Origin of the sequence: Clostridium transplantifaecale, from assembly GCF_900626075.1 — a bacterium.
Classification (GTDB): domain Bacteria; phylum Bacillota; class Clostridia; order Lachnospirales; family Lachnospiraceae; genus Otoolea; species Otoolea transplantifaecalis.
The window spans coordinates 271,419-291,534 of record NZ_UYZY01000004.1 but is presented as its reverse complement, the minus strand read 5'-3'; the positions used below and the strand labels follow the sequence as shown (position 1 = coordinate 291,534).

At 50.9% G+C, this 20,116-nt stretch carries 18 protein-coding genes; 1 reads left to right on the top strand and 17 read right to left on the bottom strand.

The annotated features are described in order from the left end of the window. Window positions 1-22: 22 nt before the first annotated feature. The 7 genes from EJL91_RS16320 to EJL91_RS16295 form a co-directional block, all read right to left on the bottom strand. A complete protein-coding gene (locus tag EJL91_RS16320) occupies window positions 23-442 on the bottom strand; it encodes a heavy-metal-associated domain-containing protein (protein WP_125143029.1) in 420 nt (139 codons plus the stop codon). Window positions 443-515: 73 nt separating this feature from the next. After that, a complete protein-coding gene (locus EJL91_RS25150; protein WP_279230048.1) occupies window positions 516-644 on the bottom strand; it encodes a hypothetical protein in 129 nt (42 codons plus the stop codon). 53 nt (window positions 645-697) lie between these two features. Continuing rightward, complete coding sequence (feoB, locus tag EJL91_RS16315) at window positions 698-2,884, bottom strand: ferrous iron transport protein B (protein ID WP_125143028.1); 2,187 nt, start codon at window positions 2,882-2,884, stop codon at window positions 698-700. 105 nt (window positions 2,885-2,989) lie between these two features. Further along, window positions 2,990-3,220, bottom strand: coding sequence for a FeoA family protein (locus EJL91_RS16310; RefSeq protein WP_125143027.1), 231 nt, complete (start codon window positions 3,218-3,220; stop codon window positions 2,990-2,992). A 98-nt stretch (window positions 3,221-3,318) separates the two neighbouring features. After that, window positions 3,319-3,528, bottom strand: coding sequence for a FeoA family protein (locus EJL91_RS16305; RefSeq protein ID WP_125143026.1), 210 nt, complete (start codon window positions 3,526-3,528; stop codon window positions 3,319-3,321). 357 nt (window positions 3,529-3,885) lie between these two features. Then, the gene (locus EJL91_RS16300) at window positions 3,886-4,692 is read right to left on the bottom strand and encodes a GNAT family N-acetyltransferase (protein WP_125143025.1); all 807 of its coding nucleotides are present in this window, start codon (window positions 4,690-4,692) and stop codon (window positions 3,886-3,888) included. 19 nt (window positions 4,693-4,711) lie between these two features. After that, window positions 4,712-5,614 (bottom strand): DMT family transporter, encoded by a 903-nt coding sequence (locus tag EJL91_RS16295; RefSeq protein ID WP_125143024.1) that lies wholly within the window; start codon window positions 5,612-5,614, stop codon window positions 4,712-4,714. A 169-nt stretch (window positions 5,615-5,783) separates the two neighbouring features. Here EJL91_RS16295 and EJL91_RS16290 point away from each other — a divergent pair, with 169 nt between their 5' ends. After that, a complete protein-coding gene (locus EJL91_RS16290) occupies window positions 5,784-6,425 on the top strand; it encodes a Crp/Fnr family transcriptional regulator (protein WP_125143023.1) in 642 nt (213 codons plus the stop codon). 48 nt (window positions 6,426-6,473) lie between these two features. Here the strand turns inward: EJL91_RS16290 and EJL91_RS16285 are convergent, their stop codons facing one another. The 10 genes from EJL91_RS16285 to EJL91_RS16240 all read right to left on the bottom strand — a co-directional run bounded on the left by EJL91_RS16285 (window position 6,474) and on the right by EJL91_RS16240 (window position 19,761). Next, window positions 6,474-7,283, bottom strand: coding sequence for an MBL fold metallo-hydrolase (locus EJL91_RS16285; RefSeq protein WP_125143022.1), 810 nt, complete (start codon window positions 7,281-7,283; stop codon window positions 6,474-6,476). Between the two features lie 21 nt (window positions 7,284-7,304). Next, a complete protein-coding gene (locus EJL91_RS16280; protein WP_125143021.1) occupies window positions 7,305-8,747 on the bottom strand; it encodes a DUF2812 domain-containing protein in 1,443 nt (480 codons plus the stop codon). 341 nt (window positions 8,748-9,088) lie between these two features. Next, a complete protein-coding gene (locus tag EJL91_RS16275; protein ID WP_125143020.1) occupies window positions 9,089-10,117 on the bottom strand; it encodes a 2-dehydro-3-deoxygalactonokinase in 1,029 nt (342 codons plus the stop codon). Beyond that, on the bottom strand, window positions 10,117-10,779 hold the full coding sequence (locus tag EJL91_RS16270; protein WP_243125408.1) for a bifunctional 4-hydroxy-2-oxoglutarate aldolase/2-dehydro-3-deoxy-phosphogluconate aldolase: 663 nt from the start codon (window positions 10,777-10,779) through the stop codon (window positions 10,117-10,119). The genes EJL91_RS16275 and EJL91_RS16270 overlap by 1 nt, the downstream gene beginning before the upstream one ends. Beyond that, on the bottom strand, window positions 10,748-11,782 hold the full coding sequence (locus EJL91_RS16265; protein WP_206429511.1) for an aldose epimerase family protein: 1,035 nt from the start codon (window positions 11,780-11,782) through the stop codon (window positions 10,748-10,750). Before EJL91_RS16265 ends, EJL91_RS16270 begins: the two co-directional genes overlap by 32 nt. A gap of 48 nt (window positions 11,783-11,830) precedes the next feature. Next, entirely contained in the window at window positions 11,831-15,172 is a 3,342-nt protein-coding gene (locus tag EJL91_RS16260) for a DUF5107 domain-containing protein (RefSeq protein WP_125143018.1), read from the bottom strand. 14 nt (window positions 15,173-15,186) lie between these two features. Beyond that, the gene (locus tag EJL91_RS16255) at window positions 15,187-15,975 is read right to left on the bottom strand and encodes a creatininase family protein (RefSeq protein ID WP_125143017.1); all 789 of its coding nucleotides are present in this window, start codon (window positions 15,973-15,975) and stop codon (window positions 15,187-15,189) included. A 111-nt stretch (window positions 15,976-16,086) separates the two neighbouring features. Beyond that, window positions 16,087-17,172: a substrate-binding domain-containing protein gene (locus tag EJL91_RS16250; RefSeq protein ID WP_125143016.1), complete on the bottom strand. Its 1,086-nt coding sequence runs from the start codon at window positions 17,170-17,172 to the stop codon at window positions 16,087-16,089. A gap of 44 nt (window positions 17,173-17,216) precedes the next feature. Further along, the gene (locus EJL91_RS16245; RefSeq protein WP_243125406.1) at window positions 17,217-18,230 is read right to left on the bottom strand and encodes an ABC transporter permease; all 1,014 of its coding nucleotides are present in this window, start codon (window positions 18,228-18,230) and stop codon (window positions 17,217-17,219) included. Between the two features lie 16 nt (window positions 18,231-18,246). Then, window positions 18,247-19,761 (bottom strand): sugar ABC transporter ATP-binding protein, encoded by a 1,515-nt coding sequence (locus tag EJL91_RS16240; protein ID WP_125143015.1) that lies wholly within the window; start codon window positions 19,759-19,761, stop codon window positions 18,247-18,249. Window positions 19,762-20,116: the final 355 nt, after the last annotated feature.

Below are 20,116 nucleotides of genomic sequence, written 5' to 3'. Positions count from 1 at the left end.
TTTTACGGTTCCGAAACTGCGGTCAGCCCGCCTTCCGGATTTCCTTCACTTCAAATCCTTTATTTTCCACTGCTTCCTTAAGCTTTAAGTCCGTCACTTCCTCTTTCATGAATACTTCGGCTGTGCCTGCTTCCAAATCCACATCCGCACAGATAACGCCGCTCACATGGCTTAAAGCGCTCTCCACGGACTGCTTACAGGTGTTACAGTGCATACCGTTAATCTGAAGAGTTTTAGAGAGACTGTTTCCTCCGATGAACTCCCCGGCGCTTTTGGCGGTCTTCACACTGCCCTGCGTACTGCAGGAGGAACTTCCTCCCGAGCAGCCGGAACAGCCGCAGCAACCGCCGCCCTTACCGCTGTAATGCCTCAGGGTGGAGCGGAGCGCCAGGAGCAGCAGAACCGCCACTACTATTAAAATAATAATATCTATTGCCTGCATACCGCATCCTCTTTTCCGATCTCTGTCTGTTATTTCATTTCAGTTATCTCTGTCTTTGCCGTCAGGTTCCCATCTATTTCTTTGAAATCCTGCCGATTGTCTTTTTTATTATATCATATACTTTGTAGATTATCACTCCGGCAAAATATAAAATCAGGAAACCGGCAACGGCATATAACATCGATCCGGATGAATCTCCCATCTCTTTTCTCCCTTCAAACACGCCCGGAAGTTCTGGAACTTACTGATTAGTGCTTACGCCGCAGCTTCCACGGAACTTCTGGAGTAGGTTTTCTGCGCCTTATACGGATCCGGCCTGAACAGCATATAGAGCATCAGCGCCAGACAGATTAATGCGATTACCGTCCATACGTTAAATGCAACAACACCGGCAGCCAGGCCGCCCAGCTGGTAGATACAGAGTGCAACTACGTAAGCGAAGATGTTCTGGTAAAGAATTGCAAACCAGAACCATTTTCTGGACTGGAACTGCTGTGCCATCGTGGCAATCGCCGCCAGGCACGGGGAATCCAGGAGGTTAAATACCAGGAAGGAGAATGCTGCAATCGCAGACGGGAACCATGTCTGGATAGCCATTGCAACAGCGTCCGGATCCTCTGAAAGCTCTTCCGACACATTCGCCAGAACGCCCATCGTACTTACAATCGCTTCCTTTGCGGTAAAACCGGAAATAGAAGCCGCTACCGGCTGCCACTCGCCAAAGCCCAGCGGACGGAACACAATAGCAATTGCACCGCCGATTACGGAGAGAAGGGATGCGGATGAATCCTCCACAAGACCAAAGGCTCCGTTTTCAAATCCAAAAGTAGATAATGCCCACATTACCACACAGGCCAGGAACAGGATGGTACCTGCCTTAATAATGAATCCTTTCAGTCGTTCCCAAACATGGAGAAGCACCGTCTTAACGGAGGGAACATGGTACGCCGGAAGCTCCATAACGAACGGGGCCGGTTTTCCGGAAAACGGTTTTGTCTTTTTCAGCATGATAGCCGATATAAGCACTGCGCCGATGCCAAGGAAATACATCAGCGGAGCCATCATTCCGCCAATTGCGGCGCTGCCCGACAGATGTCCTGCCATAACGCCGCCCATCAGTGCGATTACAGGAAGTTTGGCGCCACAGGGAACAAAGGTGGCGGTCATGATTGTAAGTCTTCTGTCATTGTCCTGCTCAATTGTTTTACTTGCCATGATTCCCGGGATACCGCAGCCGGAAGAAATCAGCAGCGGGATAAAGCTCTTTCCCGAAAGTCCGAAGTGACGGAACACGCGGTCCATAACGAATGCAATTCGGACCATATAGCCGCAATCCTCAAGAATGGAGAGGAAGAGGAACAGGATAGCCATCTGCGGAACAAATCCGAGAACGGCTCCCACACCGCCTATAATTCCGTCCACCACAAGGCTCATAATCAGATCCGACGCCCCTGCCATTTCAAGCAGTCCGCCGGCCCAGCCCTGAACGGCCCCTACAAACGTATCATTGGTCCAGTCTGTTACAAAGGTTCCCAGCGTTGTTACGGAAACGTAGTATACCCCCCACATAACAAGTACGAAAATCGGAATACCCAGGATTCTGTTCGTCACAATGCTGTCGATCCGGTCGGAAACACTCATTTTAGCCGCCGGTTTCTTTACGGTGTCCTCAATCAGTTTCTGGATGTACTGGTATCTCTGATCCGTAATTACGGATTCAGCGTCATCGTCGTACTCTTTTTCCAGATCCTTTGTATAATTAGAATACCGGTTGTCTTTCTCCAGTCCAAACTGTTCCAGGACCTTGTTGTCCTGTTCCAGCAGTTTAATTGCGTACCATCTCTTTTCCCCCTCCGGAATTCCGGTAGGAAGCTCCGATTCGATCTGCTCTACTCTCGTCTCAACCCAGTTGTCGAAAATTGCCTGTACTTCCGGCGCCTTTGACGCTTTTGCCTGACGGATTGCCGTCTCCACAACCTCGTTAAGACCTATTTTCTTAAGTGCGGACGTCTCCACAATCGGACAGCCCAGCCTCTTTGACAGTGTCTTTACATCAATCTTAATGTTATTCTTTCTCATCAGATCAGCCATGTTGAGGGCGATCACCACCGGAATTCCGGTCTCCAGAAGCTGTGTGGCCAGATAGAGGTTTCTCTCAATATTAGTCGCATCCACCAGATCTACGATGACATCCGGTTTTTCCTTCAAAATAAAATCTCTGGATACGACTTCCTCCAGTGTATAAGGAGAAAGGGAGTAGATACCAGGAAGGTCGGTTACGTTAACCTCTTCCCCCGTCTTTCCTTCTTTCAGCTTTCCCGTCTTCTTCTCAACCGTTACCCCCGGCCAGTTTCCGACATACTGATTTGCTCCCGTCAGCGCGTTAAACATGGTTGTTTTACCGCAGTTCGGGTTTCCTGCCAATGCAATATGTATTGCCATTTTTTTCATCCTCCTGCTATTCTCGCAATTATATTAACTGAAGTGCTTATTTAAACAAAGGTTATTCAAAGCTAACCCGTCGGCAAAATATTATACTGACGTGTCTCAGGCGCTTATCTCCTCGATATCCACACAATCAGCATCATCCTTACGCAGTGAAAGCTCATACCCCCGGATTGTAACTTCAACCGGATCTCCAAGAGGCGCTACTTTTCTGACAAAGATCTCGCTCCCCTTCGTAATTCCCATATCCATGATGCGCCGCTTATAGGCGCCTTCTCCGTGGATCTTGACCACCTTTACGGTGGAACCCACTTTTGCTTCTTTCAGTGTCATGACAGTGCTCCTTCCTTACCATTCATTCTCTATCTTTTTATATACCTGCAGCGAAACGATTCAGTGTCTTCATCATGCCGCTAAAACCGTTCTCCCGGTCAGACCAGGATATGACGGGCCTGTTCTTTATTAATTGCCACTCTGGACTCCTTCACGTGGACGATCACATCGCCGTTTAACTGTGTAATCAGCTTGACCGGAGTTCCCTCATTAAAGCCCATAGACTGAAGATGGGAGCGCACCTCTGAATTACCGCTTACCTTCTTGATTGTGTAAGATGATCCAACCGTACCCATAGAAATTGGCATATTTACCTCCCTTTCCATATCATCACCCTTTCGTGCATGACATTAGGATATACAAACTAAAATTAGTTCTATCTAACTCAACAATAAGGTTAGCACATGCTAACCTTATTGTCAATCACTTTTTGAGATTTTTTTCCACTATCTGCCAGAACTCTGAGTTTTTGTTGCCTCTTATTTCCTGCCGATAAATCCGCACCAGCCCTCTTAAAATCCCAGAAACTTTCCGCACCGGACAAATTCCCGGGAACCTCCGCGGAATACCATATTCTTCCATCATAACAACGGGGACGCCAATCTGTTTTCAGCGTCCCCGTTTCTATCTTTTTTCTATTTTCTTTCTATCTTGTAATCATTCTTCTAATGTTCTTCCGGCAATGCTCCGGCGCTTCTCTGCGGCCTGTATACTTCAAACGCCGTATACTCCCGCTCAAAATGGTATCCTAGCTTCTCGGCCAGCGCCAGTGAGCCCCTGTTCTGTGCATCCCAGCCCGGATAAAGCCCCTTGTCCAGGCACTCCAGGATGAGTCTGGCGGCGCCTGCCAGGGCCAGGCCTTTCCTGCGGTGTTCTTCCTTTGTATCTATCTCTATCTCAATTCCTTCCCGGTATACCGTATAGGAGGATACCCCCGACACAAGAATACCGTCATGCAGAACGGCCGTTCCCAAGCCTCTTTTTCTATAAGTTTCCCAGTCCGGAAACTGGGAGCATAAATCCTCTGACCATTTTTCTGCCCGGGCCATGCGGTAAACCGCTTCATCCATCATCCTTAATTCATAGCCGTCCGGAAGCGCGGCAGCCATCTTTCTCAACTTATCCCGGTCAAAAATATCCGGCTCCTTCTTAATCGCATAACGCACAATCTGTTTTGCATTGTCCCCGTAGATCCGCCGAATCGTCTCCGACCATGCTTCATTCTCCGGTACCATGATCGTAAAGCCGGAAGCGGCCTCCGGCCAGAACTCAGCCAGTTCTCCGACAGGCTCTCCCGCCAGAAAGCTGAAATCCGCAATCACCAGCCTGGCCGAGCGCGGCTCTGTCAGGGAATCCGCCCAGGCGCTGCCCATCTCTCCCTGAAGAACCGACCATATCATCGTCTCTTCCCAGCCCATGTAAAGCGGTTCCAATTTCTTAAGATTCTCACCCGTTATATGATAGATACCCATTCGCTCTCCTCTGTTAAATTCAAGCAATCCTCTCCCGCCCCCGCGAACTGGATTTCCTGCCGGAGAACCCCATCTGTACGAAAATGCCTGCTACGATAAACATCAGGCCGATCACAGAATAAATATCAATCTCCTCCTTCAGGAACAGAGCCGAAAACAGGACTGCCATGAATGGTGTAATGTAAACAAAATTTGATAATCTGGCCGTGTCCCCCTTCTGGAGGGCCAGGGCCCACATGAGAAATGCCGCGGCGTCCATAAAGACTCCAAGCCAGATGATGCCCGCCGTCTGCACTCCCGTCAGGACAGCGGATTCTCCCTTTGCAAAGAACCAGATTCCGGAGAACAGAGCTGCCGTGAAGAAATAGACCGTCATGCTGACAAACTGATCCCTGTTATCCTTCTTATTCAAAACATTGAAAACCCCATAACACACCGCCGCCAGGACACAGCTTAATACGCCTTTCAGGTTTCCGCCCAGAAGCCCGGCCAGACTCCCCTTGGATGCCACAAGGACAACACCCGTAAAAGAAATGGCGATTGCCATACTCTTCCTGACCGTAAATTTTTCTCCCAGCCAAAGGCAGGAAAATATCACGGTCATAACCGGCCACAGATAATTGACTATGCAGGCGTCACCGGCGGTCAGTACGGAAAGTCCATAAAAATAGAGTACCGAATACATAAACTTTCCCAGAAAACCGAGGGCGAGCATTTTCACGTAATCTTTTACCCCGTACTCTAAGAATTTTTTACCTTTTCCTGTTGCCAGATTTACGGCAGCCAGAAAAACAAAGGCAATGAGAGAGCTGAGAAAAACCGTTTTCTCATTACTCAGTCCGTTTAATAGAAGTTTTGCAAAAGGCGGCATCATCCCCCACAGAATAATGGTTCCCCCTGCCATCATATACTCTTTCTTCATCCCCGTTCTCCCTTTCGTTATTACTGTCCACATCATATTGCAATTACTGTTTTACAGTATAACGCAAGGGCTTTTCACAAACTGTAATCTATGCTACAATTATTATAGAATCCGTTAAAGTTCAGCCTGCGGCTAAACTTTAATAAATCATACGCGAAAAGGTAAAATTATGATAAAAGTACCGGAGTCCCTGTTCTTCTATTTTGAACAGGCCGGACTCACAAGAACAGTTCCTCCCGGCGGTATCGTCTATATGCAGGGCGAACCGGCCGGAACCATCTACCTGATCAAAAAAGGCCGCGTCCGGATCTACTATATGGGCGACGACGGCAGGGAAATTACACTCGCCGTCATGGAGGCGGGCCGTCTGGTAGGAGATTCCTCCTTCCTGTCCCAGTCCTCCCGCCCCACCACGGTAAGCGCGGTCAACGAAGTCACACTCATCTCTTGCACGGCCCAGAGCCTTATGCCATATCTGATGAAATCGGAGGAACTGTGCCTCATTCTGTTTCAGCTTCTCACCGATTCCTGCAACCACCTCTGCAGTCAGGTAAAGCGCCTGACGCTCTATGACCGGCGGCAGAAGGTGGCCAGTTTTCTTCTGGACGAGACGGAATATCCGAATCCGGATAAGGGTATCATCGGTTCCACCCTGCCTTATTCCCACGAAGAACTGGCAATCTGCGTCGGACTGAACCGGGTGACCGTGACAAAAATCCTGAACGAATTCTGCAGCCTCGGCTACATCAGCCTCGGGTACCGCAAAATCACCGTCACAGACAGGACAGGTCTGGAAAACCTCTTTCCCTGACCGATCCCGCCCGCGGCGGTGAAAAACTGCCGCTTCATGGCAGTTAAATCACAAAACAATACTCAGCCCCACTCCCACTTCCTCAACGGGAAGAACCTCGTTCATTTTCGCTTTAGCCTTGAACGAAACGCAGTGGCAGGGGTAGAAAGCTTTTACATTCAGCTTCCCAAGGTAGTCTATCGTCCGTTCCAGCCGGCTGTCCGTGTCAAACAGATGGAAGCCGCCCAGAATTCCGGCAATACGCCTCTCGCCGCAAACTTCCATCGCATATTCCGTAATGTTACAGATCCCGCTGTGCGAGCAGCCCGTGACAATGAAAAGGCCCTGATCCGTTTTCAGCGCCAGCGCGGAATCATCCATCACATAATCCCGCTCCTTTACTCCCCGTATTTTACGGGTTCCAATCTGTTTTCTCGTCTCAAAATCATTCTTCTGCGGGATTTCCCCCAGAAAGACGCAGTTCCCGGTGATAAAATACGGAGAAGCGCTTGGTCTGTATTTACCGGTCCTCCTTACCTCGTCTTCCGTGAGGGGGGAACCGATATCCAGGCCGGTTTCATCCGTCTTTTCGTCGAAACACCCGGGATGTGCAATGATTTCCACATTTCTTAAATCATTCTTCTCCGCCAGCCAGCAAAAACCTCTTGTATGATCATTGTGCCCATGTGAAAACACCAGATGCGTGATTGCTTCGAGCTCAACTCCCATCTTCGACGCATTCGAGATGAATGCCGGCGAATAACCGGTGTCAAAGAGGATGCGGCAGCCGTCTGCTTCTATATAATAGCTGACCGCCGGTTCCCCCAGAAAATACTGATCGATATACGTATTATTGTCTGCTAATACCTTGATTTCCATCTTATTAAAACCGTCCTTGTCTTATGATTGCGCTGCTGCCCTTATGGAGCCGCTTTCACCGCTCTTTTGCTTTTGTTCCAGCTTTTCAAGTTCCTTCAGAAGTTTCCCGTCCTGAGGATTAAACGAGCGCTCATCATAGGTATTAAGAAAATAAATGACAACCTTTTTTCCGCTCACCCCTATGATTTCTTTGCCTGTCTGAGTAAGATAGTAATTCATTTCTCCTTTCGTGTCCAGCAGAACACTGCCGTCAAGGGACAGCTTCTTCTGTTTGAGATAGAGGTTCAGATATGTTTCTTTTCTTAATTCGGCCTGGAGCGTTCCTATATATCTGCTGTTTTTTTCGTAATCATCTCTTCTTATATCCATCGCATACTCCGTTTCCTGCCTGTGGAAGATAATCCGCTCCGACCGGCAGGCCATATTGGATGTGTCCATATAAAAATTGTATTCCTCTTCTCCCCAGCCCAGCTCCTCCGGGCTCAGTCCCTGGGAAATAGCCTCCCTTTCTTCCGCCGTGCTTCCCATAAGCCAGTCCGCACCTGAGGGCGCGTAACGGTACGTTTCCTGATACGGATAAAAGCAGAATGCAGCGATCAGCAGCAGACACGGCGTTACGGAAATAAAACGCTGCACGCCATAATACCGCTCCCTCTTTTTTCTGTATTCCTTATACAGGAAGATCATATATACCGCTGTCACCAGAAATGCCGCCGCAGAAAGAGCCGTAGTCCTGAATGCCAGGCTCTTCAGTCCGAAGATGATTCCAACGATACTGAGCGCCAGGCTTCCGGCTGTATTCAGCGTCAGCTCATCCCAAAACAAATAGAATTCCGGAACACTTCCCGTCTCTTTCCTGTACCGTACCGCTTCCCTCTGCCTGAGTTTCACCGCGATTGCGGGAGTCTCCCAAATCCAGAACAGAGTAAGAGCTATACAAAGACAGGACAATAACTCCAGCAGTTCATAATGGTGATTGCGTCGAATCGGATTGATGGCAAAGATGAACAGGTAGGGAATCACCAGCAGTACATTCGTCATGACCATGCCAAGCAGGGCCTTATTCTCCTCTTTTACGGTCACTTCACGTGGTCCCTCCGGACGGCAGGGAGGATATACCGTGTATGGCACAGTGGGACGCTCCTCTTCCCTGCTGTAGAATACCACAAGGTTTTTAAGCGCCGCGTCATAAATCCAGCCGCTCTCCTCCCACCGCTGACGAAACTCCATAAACTGCTCCGTCTTCTCCTCTTCCTTCGTCACCTTCTTACCGTATATGCCAATTGAAAAATGGTATTTTCCCGGAGCTGTCATCAGGAAATCCCCTCTTTGGCCAAAATTGGAGAGCATCTTAATCATATGGCCCTCCCCTGCCTTCTTCTCAAAAAAGCGTTCCAGCTGTTCCGTCTCCGTAAGACTGTACGGTATACGGAATGTGTCATAATCTTTTACCAGTCCGGACATATGGAATCCTCCTTTCTGTATTTCAGGAGCATGAAAATCCCCTCTTATTACTCAGGATATTACTTCGGATGAGCAGATCCTTCTTCTACTCTAATCTTATCATACCAGGCTGCTGGAAGATCCTTACAAAAAGAGTGAATTTCTTACATTTTCGAGGCACAGACGGCATCTCCATCCGGCCGCTTCAGCGGCATAAGTCCTCGTCGACGCAATGCACTCCTGCCCGAATGGCGTTTTAAATCAAAGGAGAATTTCCATCACTTTTCCACTACGCAAAAAAAGATAGTCAGGATGAGCTTTTCACTCTTTCCCAACCATCTTTCATTATTTTTATATCTTTATTAAACCTGCGTATCCCGAACATGTGCTCCCCCGCCCGCATCCGCCACAATCAGCGCGCCCAGAGCCGAAAGCGGGAGCTTTGAATGGGGATAAAATTCCCGGATATCCCGGTAATAACCGTCTTCCCTCATCAAATCTGCAAATGCCCTTCCAAGCGGGAATTTTCCGCTGATAATAACGGGAACGTCACAGTCCGTCCAGGGCCGCCCGGCCCTTTTCAGTACTTCGATATCATTCTGTAAAACGGCTCCCAGGAGAAAACACGCAATCTTTTGGTGATCCGGTTCCACAAACTGATTCAAAATTCTGGCCTGGAAACATGCATGGGAAAACCCGGCTGCTGCCGCCGCCCTGCTGCCCTCAAGCACCATTGGAAGATTATAGGCATCCGGCTCCGCAAAACTGTTCCCTACCGCATCGGCAATGACCGTATGATGCGTCACCGCGGACAGAAGCTCCCCGCTGAGCGTAGTAAGACAGCCGCTTATCTGCCCTTTTTCATTAACCGCCACAAGCTTCATATGGGAACCAGGCAATATAAGAAGACAGGGCCTGTCCTCGGGATATGCCTCCAGTACGGCAATGCTCTCCACTTCCTCGCCGCGCATCATGTCCATCGTCCGGTAATTATCCATCGTGAACGGAGCATCACAGTTTTTCACGCCGGGGATAAACAGAATCGGAAGCGGGCATACATCCCCTATCATAACTTCCCGCATCTGCCCTGCCAGTTCAAAGACTCCGGCCGGAGCGGTTACGTGTGGAATCTCATACAGGCCGGAGCCGGATGTGATCATTCCGCTGGCAATCACCCGCTCCACCTCGTCAAAACCGGTAAGATGCTTTTCCACCAGACGGTGAATACAGGTTCTGACCGCCTCCTTCAGCTTCCCGTTATGGCCGTCCACAGCCGTATCCTTTACCCCAGTCCGGGACATCTCAATTGCAGCAAATTCCCGGTTTCCGTCTATGAGAACGGCTCTGGTATTTGTTGTCCCTCCGTCAATTGCAATTGTATACTTCTCCATCAGCCACCCGCTTCCCGTACCTTCTCCACAAATTGTCCCGCCAGCTTTTCCAGCTCTTCATAGCGTTCTTCCCGAATCAGCCGGGCATCTGTAAGGCATGAACCCAGTCCCGCCCCGGTAAATCCTGCCCGCAGATAATCGGTCAGGTTATGAAGTCCAATCCCGCCTACCGCCAGCATCGGGATGTGGTTGACAGGAGCAAAGATTGCTTTGCAGTACGAAAGCCCCATATTGCCGGCCGGAAACAGCTTCACAATGGCGGCGCCGCGGTCATATGCCAGGACGATTTCCGACGGGGTAAGCGCTCCGGGCACGGACGCCAGCCCCAGCCGCTCCGCCTCTTCCAGCACGGAAGTGTCCACATTGGGCGCCAGGATAAATTCCGCCCCGCTCTCATATGCCGCCTGAACTTCAGTGGCCGACATGACGGTCCCCGCTCCGATCCGCATCCGGCTGCCGAAGCTTCGTTTCAGCTCAGAGATGATCTCTTTTGTATCTGCAATCCTGGTATCCGACTTCTGGTTGAACGTGACCTCCAGACAGCGGATGCCGCCCCGGTACATTGCCTGCGCAGCCGGTACCGCCCGCTCCTTCTCCACTCCGCGCATAATCGCAATGAGTTTATGTTCCTCAACCACACGAATCATTTCTTCCCTTTTCAACGGAATTCTCTCCTTTCCTCCCCATCTGCCGTTCTTGTTTCCACGGATACAACCGGATTTCCAGGTTAAATGCCATCACTTCCCCCGGCCGGAGCACCCGCAGGCGCTGATTGGCCGCAGCCTTCCCGATACTGTCATAATAGCCGCTGGCCGGTTCAAATGCGCAGTTTTTATCCCCTCTGTATCCTCCCGTTGTAATCCAGAACCCAAGATAAGGCAGCTCTTTCTCATCGTACACCAGGTCTGCCGCCATCCCCGCCGAAGGATAGATAAAGCCGCATTTTCCTTCCTTTACCTGTCCCCGCACGTAATATTTCTCCATTCCTTCCGTCCCTGCTCCCGGCACCCGGGTAAAGTCCCGGGTTCCCGGCTCCGGCAAAGGAGAAAATTGGTGAACCGTCCCGGCCGGACCGAGGCGCCCCGAATCCAGCACCACCTCGAGCTCCTTCGTCCCAGCCGGATATACCATCCGCATATCCGGCATATAGACAACCAGGCAGTGGCAGGCCCAAATACAGGGAAAGGCTTCCTTGCCCAGGTTTTCTATCCGGTAGCTGCAATGCAGTGTATCCCCGCAAAGTGACAGGCGTTTTTCATACCGGTACGGCAGAACTTTACTCTGATAACTTAAACAGAGGCCCTCACCGTCCGACAGGCAGTCAAATCCGGCGGACCAGATTTCACCGTGATCCGGGTAAGCTACCTCCCGTCCGCCTATGGTAACGAATCCCGGATCAATCGACGGAAATGCGTCGTCAAAGCCGCAGGCCTCAAATTCCTCAAACGAGCTTCCCGGCTCCGCCCTTTTGAAACTTTCCCGGGGATTCTGGAATAATAATTCAAAGCCGGTTTCCCTGGATTTTATGGATAATACTTTTCCTCCGTGGCCCGGGAAAACAATGCAGTTTAACCGTTCACTGCTCAGCTCCCAGGCCGGTTCTCCCAAAATTTCTATCTGTTTTACTTTATCGGCCTGTCCGGCCGCTTCCTTTGCATGATCCATCGCCCGCTTCCCATCCTTAAAAGTTCTCATCCTAAAGGTTCCCGGTTCTTAAAAGCTCCCGGTCTTCAAAAGCTCCAGGTGCAGATGCACGCCCGGATGGTTTACGTCAAGCGCCTCAGCCTCGGCAAAACAGCGCTCGGCTTCCATTGTCTCCCGTTTGCCCAGAAGACCCAAGCCGCGCATAAACAGGCAGTGCACCCGGTTACGCCGGTCCAAATCATCCTCAAAAATCAGCAAATCCGGCAGCGAAACGGCAAAATAGTCAATCGTCACATGGTCATCCAGATGCGTCTCACCGTAATCGATCAGCCGGTGGAACCTTCCGTCCGCCTCCGCCTTCTTAGACAGCGCAGCCAGCGCAAGGCCCTGATAGAAGATCGTTTCCGGCGGCTGGTCATTATAATACATCATCCCGGCCGGCTCCGACAGGCCCGAGGCCGCATGGAGAAAACATTCCTCCGCTTCCTTCTCTTCTCCCATCGCCCGGTATGCTTTTCCCATATAATAATAGATGTCATTTTCCTGCGCTCCCGCAAGTTTTCCTTCACCCAGATTATGCGGATAGCGGAGCGCCCGTTTAAACAGTTCCAACGCTCCCAGGGCATCCCCGGCCCTCAGGGCCGCTCTTCCAAGCCCTGACAACGCACAGACATACTGTGCCGGAACCTTCCCTTCTCCGCCCTCCCATGGATGAAAATGGCGGGACTCTATCAGTTCCAGGGCCTTATCATGTTTTCCAAAGTAGTTGCAGAGCGTGATATATTCCAGATACAGATCATCCCTCTCCGTCACCACATCCAGATGGGACTCATAAGCAGCAAGCCGTTTCTCCGGTGTTACCCCCATCCTTTTACAGAGCTGGTCAAGCTCCATGAATACCCTGGCATCGGACGGATCAAGCTCAAACGCCCTTCTTAATTCCTCTGCCGCCTCCTGCTTCTGCTCCATTTTGTTGTAATACGCCAGCGACAAATTGCGGTGTACCGTGGCAAAACCGGGTTCCAGCGCCCGGCTCTTCTCCCAGCACATTACCGCCTCTTCGTACTGTCTCTTGTCGTACCAGAGATTTCCCAGATAGTAGAATCCTTTTGCATCCTCCGGATTTTCCTCCACGGCTCTCTGAAGGACAATCAAGTCCTCCAGGCGGTGTGGGAAACAGTAAGCTCCGTCATCCAGGGCTGCCGCCAGACGGTACTGCTCCGCCTCCTCCTCCTTTCCCGCTTCCCCGCAGACATAGGCCAGGTAGTAGTGGATCAGCGGATAAATCTTATCTCCCCACAATTCACGCGGCAAACCGAGAATATCTTCCGCTTCGCGGTAAAGACCGGCGTCGCTGTATTCAATCGACAGTTCAATAGCCCAGTTCGGGCTCACAGAGAGACGGTGCGCCAGGGTTTTTCTGCCTTCCTCGTCCTTATTTATCAGACACAGCTCATAACAGGCCGCAAAATCCATTCCGTCGATTATAAGCGTTTCCTTTGCCGCGGCGGCCGCCTCTTCTGTTCTGCCAAGCCTTCGAAGCAGCGCCGTCTTAAGCGTCCTGGCCTTCAGATTATGGGCTTTTGCAGCCAGGGAACGCTCAGCATGGGCCAGCCCCTCCTCAAATTTTCCCTCTATCGCGCAGATACAGGCCATATGGTAAAATCCGCCCGACTGCCAGGCATCATTCCAGACCGCCTTATAGAAGCTGTCATATGCCTCCGGCAGCTTTCCCATGAGTTTCCGGCACACACCCAGAAGATAGAACGGCTCCCCGTCGCCGGGATTAGGATTCAGACGCATTAATTTTTCTGCCGCTTTCTCCAGATATTTTTCCGCCCGCAAAAACTTCCCCTGTCCCATAAGAAGTTTTCCGTAGGCGCAGTTTATCCTGGCATCCGTCGGATCGCGGCGCAGTCCCTCTTCGTAATATGCCTCCGGCCGATACGTGGCGTGACGGTATTGCTCAATATGCTGTCCGGATAAAAACAGCTCCTCATTTGTCCTCACCGCCTCCGGCTCCGGGATCGGAACGGCCGGGTCCGGAATCTTCGGTATTTCCTTACTCCCCGGGGTGTAGGAAACAAGCTCGCCTCCGGTATTGTCACGGACCGTCAGGGTAATTGTCTCCGGCGCATGTCCGCTTGTGGGAACCTCATCTGCAAACGTCTTCTCCGGCGACAAATCAGTCTCGGCGTGATAAAGGATAACCGTTCCGTTTACCGCAGTCAGTGTCACCGTGCACTGCGGATAAACCGCTGTGGCATACACGGAAAACCGGGCGGTTCCATCCGTTATCTCCAGACCGGCCGCCGCCTTATACGTGGCGTTTTTCACCATCCCCACATCCTTATAGGGCATGAAATACTGGGTGAACACCTTCTCCTCATAAGGCGCCAGCCAGGAAAAATCGGGTTGGTTATCGGTATAGCACCCCGTCATTAACTCTATGTAAGGTCCGTCCGTATCCGTTAAATTCCGATCCCATGCTTTGCCGAAATCTCCGCAGCCCCAGGTCCACTGTTTCTTACCCGGCGCGATATGGTGATCCGCCACATGCAGAATTCCGGCCTTTTTTCCGTGATCGTATCCGCCAACAAAGTCGTAATCGGAATGATACGCCATATAAGAGGTGGGAACGGGGATATTTTTATAGCGTGAAATATCCACACCGGCCGAATAATCCTGCTTATAATAGGTTCCCGTTGCAACAGGGAAACGCGATACGGCCCTTTTCCCGTGATCCATCACCGCGTGGACATCCGGTGGGAAAACCGACTGTGTATCATCGCCGGCCGGCACCGCCGGATTGGCCCACCAGAGAAAGGTCTGCGGAATACTGGTTCTGTTAAAAAGCTGCGCGTCAATCCGGATATAAGCCCTGTCCGGGAACAGGGTAAAACCCGCCATTCCCTTGGTGCGGAACATGTTCTCAATCTCCCCGACCCAGATGGTGCAGCTTCCGTCCTCCGACTCAGTCAGCTTATAATCCACCGGATCAAAGGTGCTGGGACGGTGGTGCTGCGGCCAGTTGAACTCAATCCCGCCCGAGATCCACGGCCCGGTGAGACCGACAAGCGCAGGTTTTATAACGTGATTATAGTAAACAAAATCGTATTTGTTTGTCTTGTCGTAGGCGCGCTGTATTCTGCCTCCCAATTCCGGCAGCACCATGACAAACAGATACCGGTTTTCCAGGCAGAGCGCCCGGTAGGACTGATCCTTCTTCTCATCCGTAATCTTATCAATTACCGGGTGGGGATATACTTTTCCCGAACTGCCCTGATACACCCGTTTTTCCAGAAACATGGGATTCTTGTCCGGCTTTCCCACCTGGTAGGTCGGGATGATCACTTCCTGCTCCCAAATCCGGACTCCCTGCTCCACATGACGCAGCACTTGTTCCAGCATGACGTTTCCTCCTGTCATTTCAAATTCTCAATAGCCTCTGATACAACGGCGGTGCACTGCAAAACTGCAAATTCCAGCAGCCGTTCTCCCAGCTCCGCCGTGGAATCCCTCGGATCATAGCGCACACTGTAATCCTCGTTCGGTCCGTTTATAAAGGTCTCATTGTCTACAATGGCAAACTTCGTATTATATAGTTTTTCCGGTTTTGGCGGGAGGGCCGATAAATCCACCCCCTCCGGGCATACCGCCTGCATAATTGCGGTCTCTGCCAGACCTGCATGTCCGATCCCCACCCCGCAGCCGTCAAACAGGGCCAGGATTGTAAGTACGCGTAATTTCCCCCGTTCCGTGTATTCTTCTGACAGACGCTCCAGAATCTCAATCTGCCGGTCCGCCCCGTGGCCGTTCATCAGAACGATTAATTCATATCCCATCCGGCATAGAAACTCTATATGCTGGCGGATTACTGCCTCAAACAGCTCCGGCGGCCAGTACATGCTCTTCACCGCGTTTCCGGGGAAATCCATCCCCGTAATCTGCTCATTTCCCTGAAATCCCAGTTTCCGGAGCGTTTCCGGCGTTCTTGGGCTCTCCGTACCTATGTAAAGGGGCGGATAGACCGTCCCTCCCGTGCGGGCGGCCGACCGCTTTGCCACTTCGTAGGCATTTTCCGTATCCATCCCCATCCCCATGTGGGGACCGTGCCATTCCATCGACCCGACCGGCAGGTAAATAATCGGTTTTTCCCTCTTCGCCGCCTCAAGCCGGGACGGAGTCATCTCTTCAAACTTGATTGTGTTCATTTTATTCACCTTCCGTCAGGCTCTGAAAAGATAGAAAGTACGCCGCGGCGTACTTTCTATTGACCTGTCTTTACTCGTATATCGACCTGTTTTTATTCACTAAAACACGCTCTAGCCCACATACTCCGGCATAATGGCTGCCAGATCGTCGCCGGGTTCCACAATCACAGCGTCCACTGCGTATTTCTCCGGAATCGGAGTTCCGTTCTGTAGGTAATCCAGCATAGCCTGCGCCGCTGTTCCGCCAACGCCCTTTGCGGAAAAATATGCCGCCGCCTTAAACGGGGAATTCTCTTTTGCAAATTCGTCCGGAGCCAGATATCCGCCGAGTCCTACACATACGGAATCTTTTTCAAGACCGGCCGCTTCCAGTGCCCGGGCCGCGCCCTGGGCGCCTTCGTCGGAAACACCTAACACCAGCCATTTTTTTATCTGAGGATTGCCTGTGATAACCGTAGAGGCTGCCGTGTTGCCCTGCTCCGTGCTGGTATCGTGATCCGCCTTAAAAATACGGTTATCCGGGAAGTCCGGAACCGCCTCTTTTAACTTGGCAAGCTGGCCTTCCGTACGCGGCACGCAGCTTGAAACGGTATCCGCCGTTAAAAGCATCACGCCAAATGTCTCATCTTCGGCAAGTCCGTTCTCCGTTATGTACTTGGCTGCCCATTCGCCTACTGCCGCGCCGATATTATAACCGTCGATTCCAACCCACGGCGCAAGCAGGGTGCCGTCCTCCGTCTGAAGCGCATCATCGACCGCAATAACCGGGATATTAGCTTCCTTTAATTTATCCACCGTCGTCTGGCTCAGGTTCTGATCCGGAAGGCATACCAGCACGCCGTCCACCTTGTCCGCGATACAGTTGTCAATCATCTGCATGTAGGTAGCGCCGTTCTGTTTGGCATCCATATACTTCCATGTTCCGCCTGCCGCTTCCACTACTTCCTGGGATGCCTTCCCCTCCTGGATGAACCAGGTAGCGTCTCCCATCTTATAAATACCTGCAATGACATACTTCTCTTTTGCGCCGTTTTGTGTTTCCTCCGCCGCCTTCGTATCCTCTGCCGCGGTATTTTCCGCTGCCTCCGCTTTTGTCTCCGGAGCCGCCGTGCTGGCCGTCTGGCTTGTTCCGCATGCTGTCAGCAGGCTGAACGCTGCTGCCGCTGCCGCCATCTTTGCAATCTGCATTTTCTTCATTTTACTCTCTCCTTTTTTCATAATATGTTATGTTTATCTCAGCATCAGGGCTGAGCAGTAACCTTCATGCTCTCCTCCAACAGTTTTTTACTCCTCATTCTCTTACGGTAGAAGTCGAATGCCAGCGCCACCACAAGCAGGGACCCCTGGGCTACGTTCTGCCAGAAAACCTGCACATTCAGCATGACAAGGCCCGTATTAAAACACTGTAAGATCAGCATGCCGATAAATGTTCCCAGCATGGTCCCCACGCCGCCGGTGAACGCCGTGCCTCCCAGTACCGCCGCCGTGGCCGCATCAAATTCCAGACCGTTACAGGCCGACGGCTGCCCCGAATTCATCCTGGCCGCCAAAAGCACTCCTGCAAGGGCTGCCAGTCCTCCCGACATAATATAGAGTTTGAACCGAATCAGCATGGGACTTAACCCGGCCAGGCGGGCTGCGTACGGGTTACCTCCCAGTACGTAAATGCTCCTGCCGAAAAAGGTCTTTTTCAGCACAAATCCGAACACGAGAAACGCCACAATTAATATAATGACCGGCAGAGGAATAATTCCAAACAGACGGAATGTACCGAACTTAATAAACATCTGGCTGCTGACGGCCACCGCCTTGCCGCCGCAGATAATATAGGCAAATCCTCTCACGATAGACATCGTGGCCAGCGTCGCAATAAACGGCTGCAGATTCAGGAAATTCACGGCAACAGCATTAAACGCCCCGATCACGCATCCGGCCAGCACTGCGGCCAGTATGGCCAGAACCGGATGAAACCCGGCCTTCACCAAAACGGCGCCAAGCACGCCGGAAAAAGCCGCCACTGACCCGGCCGATAAGTCAATCTGATTGGCAATGATCAGATTCGTCTCTGCAATCGCCACAAACCCTGTCAGGGAGCAGGCCACCAGAATATTGATAAAGTTCTGCACCGTAAGGTAGTTCTTATTAAATACGGAAAATACAACCACGAGGAGTGCAAGCGCAATAATCAGGCTGATCTTTTCCGCAAAGTCGCTTTTTTTAAGTTTGTTCATAAAATGATCCATGTTTACCCCCATATATCAGGCCCTCCGGTTACACCACAGCCCGTTCTCCTGTCTTATCCGTCATTGCATAAGCGAGTATATGTTCCTCGGTAGCATCCGTTCTTAAAATCTCACCGCTGATACGGCCTTCCCTTACCACAATCACCCGATCGCTGAGGCCGATGATCTCCGGCAGCTCGGAAGAAATCACGATTACCGCAATACCGTCCCTGGCACATTCGCAGATAATCTTATAAAATTCCGACTTCGCGCCCACGTCGATCCCCTTCGTCGGTTCATCCAGGATCAGCACCTTCGGCTTCGTCTCCAGCCACCTGGCCAGAATTACCTTCTGCTGGTTTCCTCCCGACAACTGGGCAATGAGTTTTTCACTGTCCGGCGTCTTAATATTAAATTTCTTTATATCTCCGTCCGCCGTCTCCTGCTCCCCAGCCTCATTCAGCACGCCGAGCCTGTTGCAATAGCTTCTGAGCACGGACACCGTGATATTACCCCTGACCGATATATTCGGCAGAATCCCCTGTTCCTTGCGGTCCTCGGGAACCAAAGCAATTCCCAAATCGACCGCCTGTTTCGGCGACCGGGGAGAAATAGTTTTACCGTCCATCAGAATCTCACCGGAAAGTACCTTATCAACTCCAAATATAGCCCGCATAATCTCGGTCCTTCCGGAACCGACCAGGCCGGAAAAGCCCAGTATCTCGCCGCGCCTTATCTGGAAGGAGATATCCTTCACAAAGGCGGTTGTCAGATTTTTCACCTCAAGCACAGTTTCGCCGAAATCCGTATTGCGCGGCAGGGAATCAAAGATACTCCCCAGGGGACGCCCTACCATCATCCGTATCAGCTCGTCATTGCTCACCTTATCGCGTTCCACCAGATCCACTGTTTTTCCGTCCTTAAAAACCACTACCTTCTGGGCAATCTGTTCTATCTCATTCATTCTGTGGGACACGTAGAATATAATTTTCTTTTCCGCCTGAAGCTCCCTGATAATACGGAACAGGATTTCGATTTCATTATCACTCAGGCTGGCGGTAGGCTCGTCAAATGCAATAATCCGGGAATCCCTGTTAACCGCTTTCATAATCTCCACCATCTGCTGATGGGCGATACTGAGCGTGCCTACCTTGGCATCCGGTTCAATTGAATGGAGGCCAAACCGTCCGGCTATCTCCTTTGTGCGACGGTTCATCGTCTCAAAATCCACCATCCCGTTCTTCTTAATCCAGGAACCTAAAAATACATTTTCCGCGACGGTCATCTCCATCAAAATCTGACGTTCCTGATAGATAACGCTCACTCCCGCCGCAATTGCCTCCTGAGGGGAGCTGAAATGCCTGGCCTGTCCGTCAATAATGTATTCTCCTTCATCCGGCTGATAATCGCCGTTCAGGATTTTCAGCAGAGTTGACTTTCCCGCTCCGTTTTCACCTAAAAAGGCATACACTTCGCCGCTCTCCGCCTTAAAACAGATGTCATCCAGCGCCTTCACTCCGGGGAAGTATTTGCTGATATGTTTGAATTCCACATAGGTATCCACTGTTTCCGCCACCTCCTTTGACTTTTGCTTTATAATTTTATCTTTTCCTTTATATTTTTCTCCTTTATATTTTTCTTCTGCTGTATGCTGTGGTTTAAGTCCTCTGTTTCCCTCACCTCCGCTCCCGATTCGGCCTTCACTTCTGATTTGGCCTGCGCTTTTTTATCTGTTGTGGTATCTGCACTTAAAAACCACTTTCTTCCCGGTATTTTTAGTTAACTTTCCCATTTTTATTTGCGTGTTCGTTAACACTTTATGTTGTGATTATATCTTTTCAAGTTATAGTTGTCAATTGTTTTTTGTGTGTTTTGCCTTTTTTATCTAATTTCTTTCTCAATACTTTTATATGGTCAGT

Coding starts and splice junctions, on each gene's coding strand:
- EJL91_RS16320 (WP_125143029.1), bottom strand. CDS start 442: ATGCAGGCAATAGATATTATTATTTTAATAGTAGTGGCGGTTCTGCTG.
- EJL91_RS25150 (WP_279230048.1), bottom strand. CDS start 644: ATGGGAGATTCATCCGGATCGATGTTATATGCCGTTGCCGGTTTCCTG.
- feoB (WP_125143028.1), bottom strand. CDS start 2,884: ATGGCAATACATATTGCATTGGCAGGAAACCCGAACTGCGGTAAAACA.
- EJL91_RS16310 (WP_125143027.1), bottom strand. CDS start 3,220: ATGACACTGAAAGAAGCAAAAGTGGGTTCCACCGTAAAGGTGGTCAAG.
- EJL91_RS16305 (WP_125143026.1), bottom strand. CDS start 3,528: ATGCCAATTTCTATGGGTACGGTTGGATCATCTTACACAATCAAGAAG.
- EJL91_RS16300 (WP_125143025.1), bottom strand. CDS start 4,692: ATGGGTATCTATCATATAACGGGTGAGAATCTTAAGAAATTGGAACCG.
- EJL91_RS16295 (WP_125143024.1), bottom strand. CDS start 5,614: ATGAAGAAAGAGTATATGATGGCAGGGGGAACCATTATTCTGTGGGGG.
- EJL91_RS16290 (WP_125143023.1), top strand. CDS start 5,784: ATGATAAAAGTACCGGAGTCCCTGTTCTTCTATTTTGAACAGGCCGGA.
- EJL91_RS16285 (WP_125143022.1), bottom strand. CDS start 7,283: ATGGAAATCAAGGTATTAGCAGACAATAATACGTATATCGATCAGTAT.
- EJL91_RS16280 (WP_125143021.1), bottom strand. CDS start 8,747: ATGTCCGGACTGGTAAAAGATTATGACACATTCCGTATACCGTACAGT.
- EJL91_RS16275 (WP_125143020.1), bottom strand. CDS start 10,117: ATGGAGAAGTATACAATTGCAATTGACGGAGGGACAACAAATACCAGA.
- EJL91_RS16265 (WP_206429511.1), bottom strand. CDS start 11,782: ATGGATCATGCAAAGGAAGCGGCCGGACAGGCCGATAAAGTAAAACAG.
- EJL91_RS16260 (WP_125143018.1), bottom strand. CDS start 15,172: ATGCTGGAACAAGTGCTGCGTCATGTGGAGCAGGGAGTCCGGATTTGG.
- EJL91_RS16255 (WP_125143017.1), bottom strand. CDS start 15,975: ATGAACACAATCAAGTTTGAAGAGATGACTCCGTCCCGGCTTGAGGCG.
- EJL91_RS16250 (WP_125143016.1), bottom strand. CDS start 17,172: ATGAAGAAAATGCAGATTGCAAAGATGGCGGCAGCGGCAGCAGCGTTC.
- EJL91_RS16245 (WP_243125406.1), bottom strand. CDS start 18,230: ATGGGGGTAAACATGGATCATTTTATGAACAAACTTAAAAAAAGCGAC.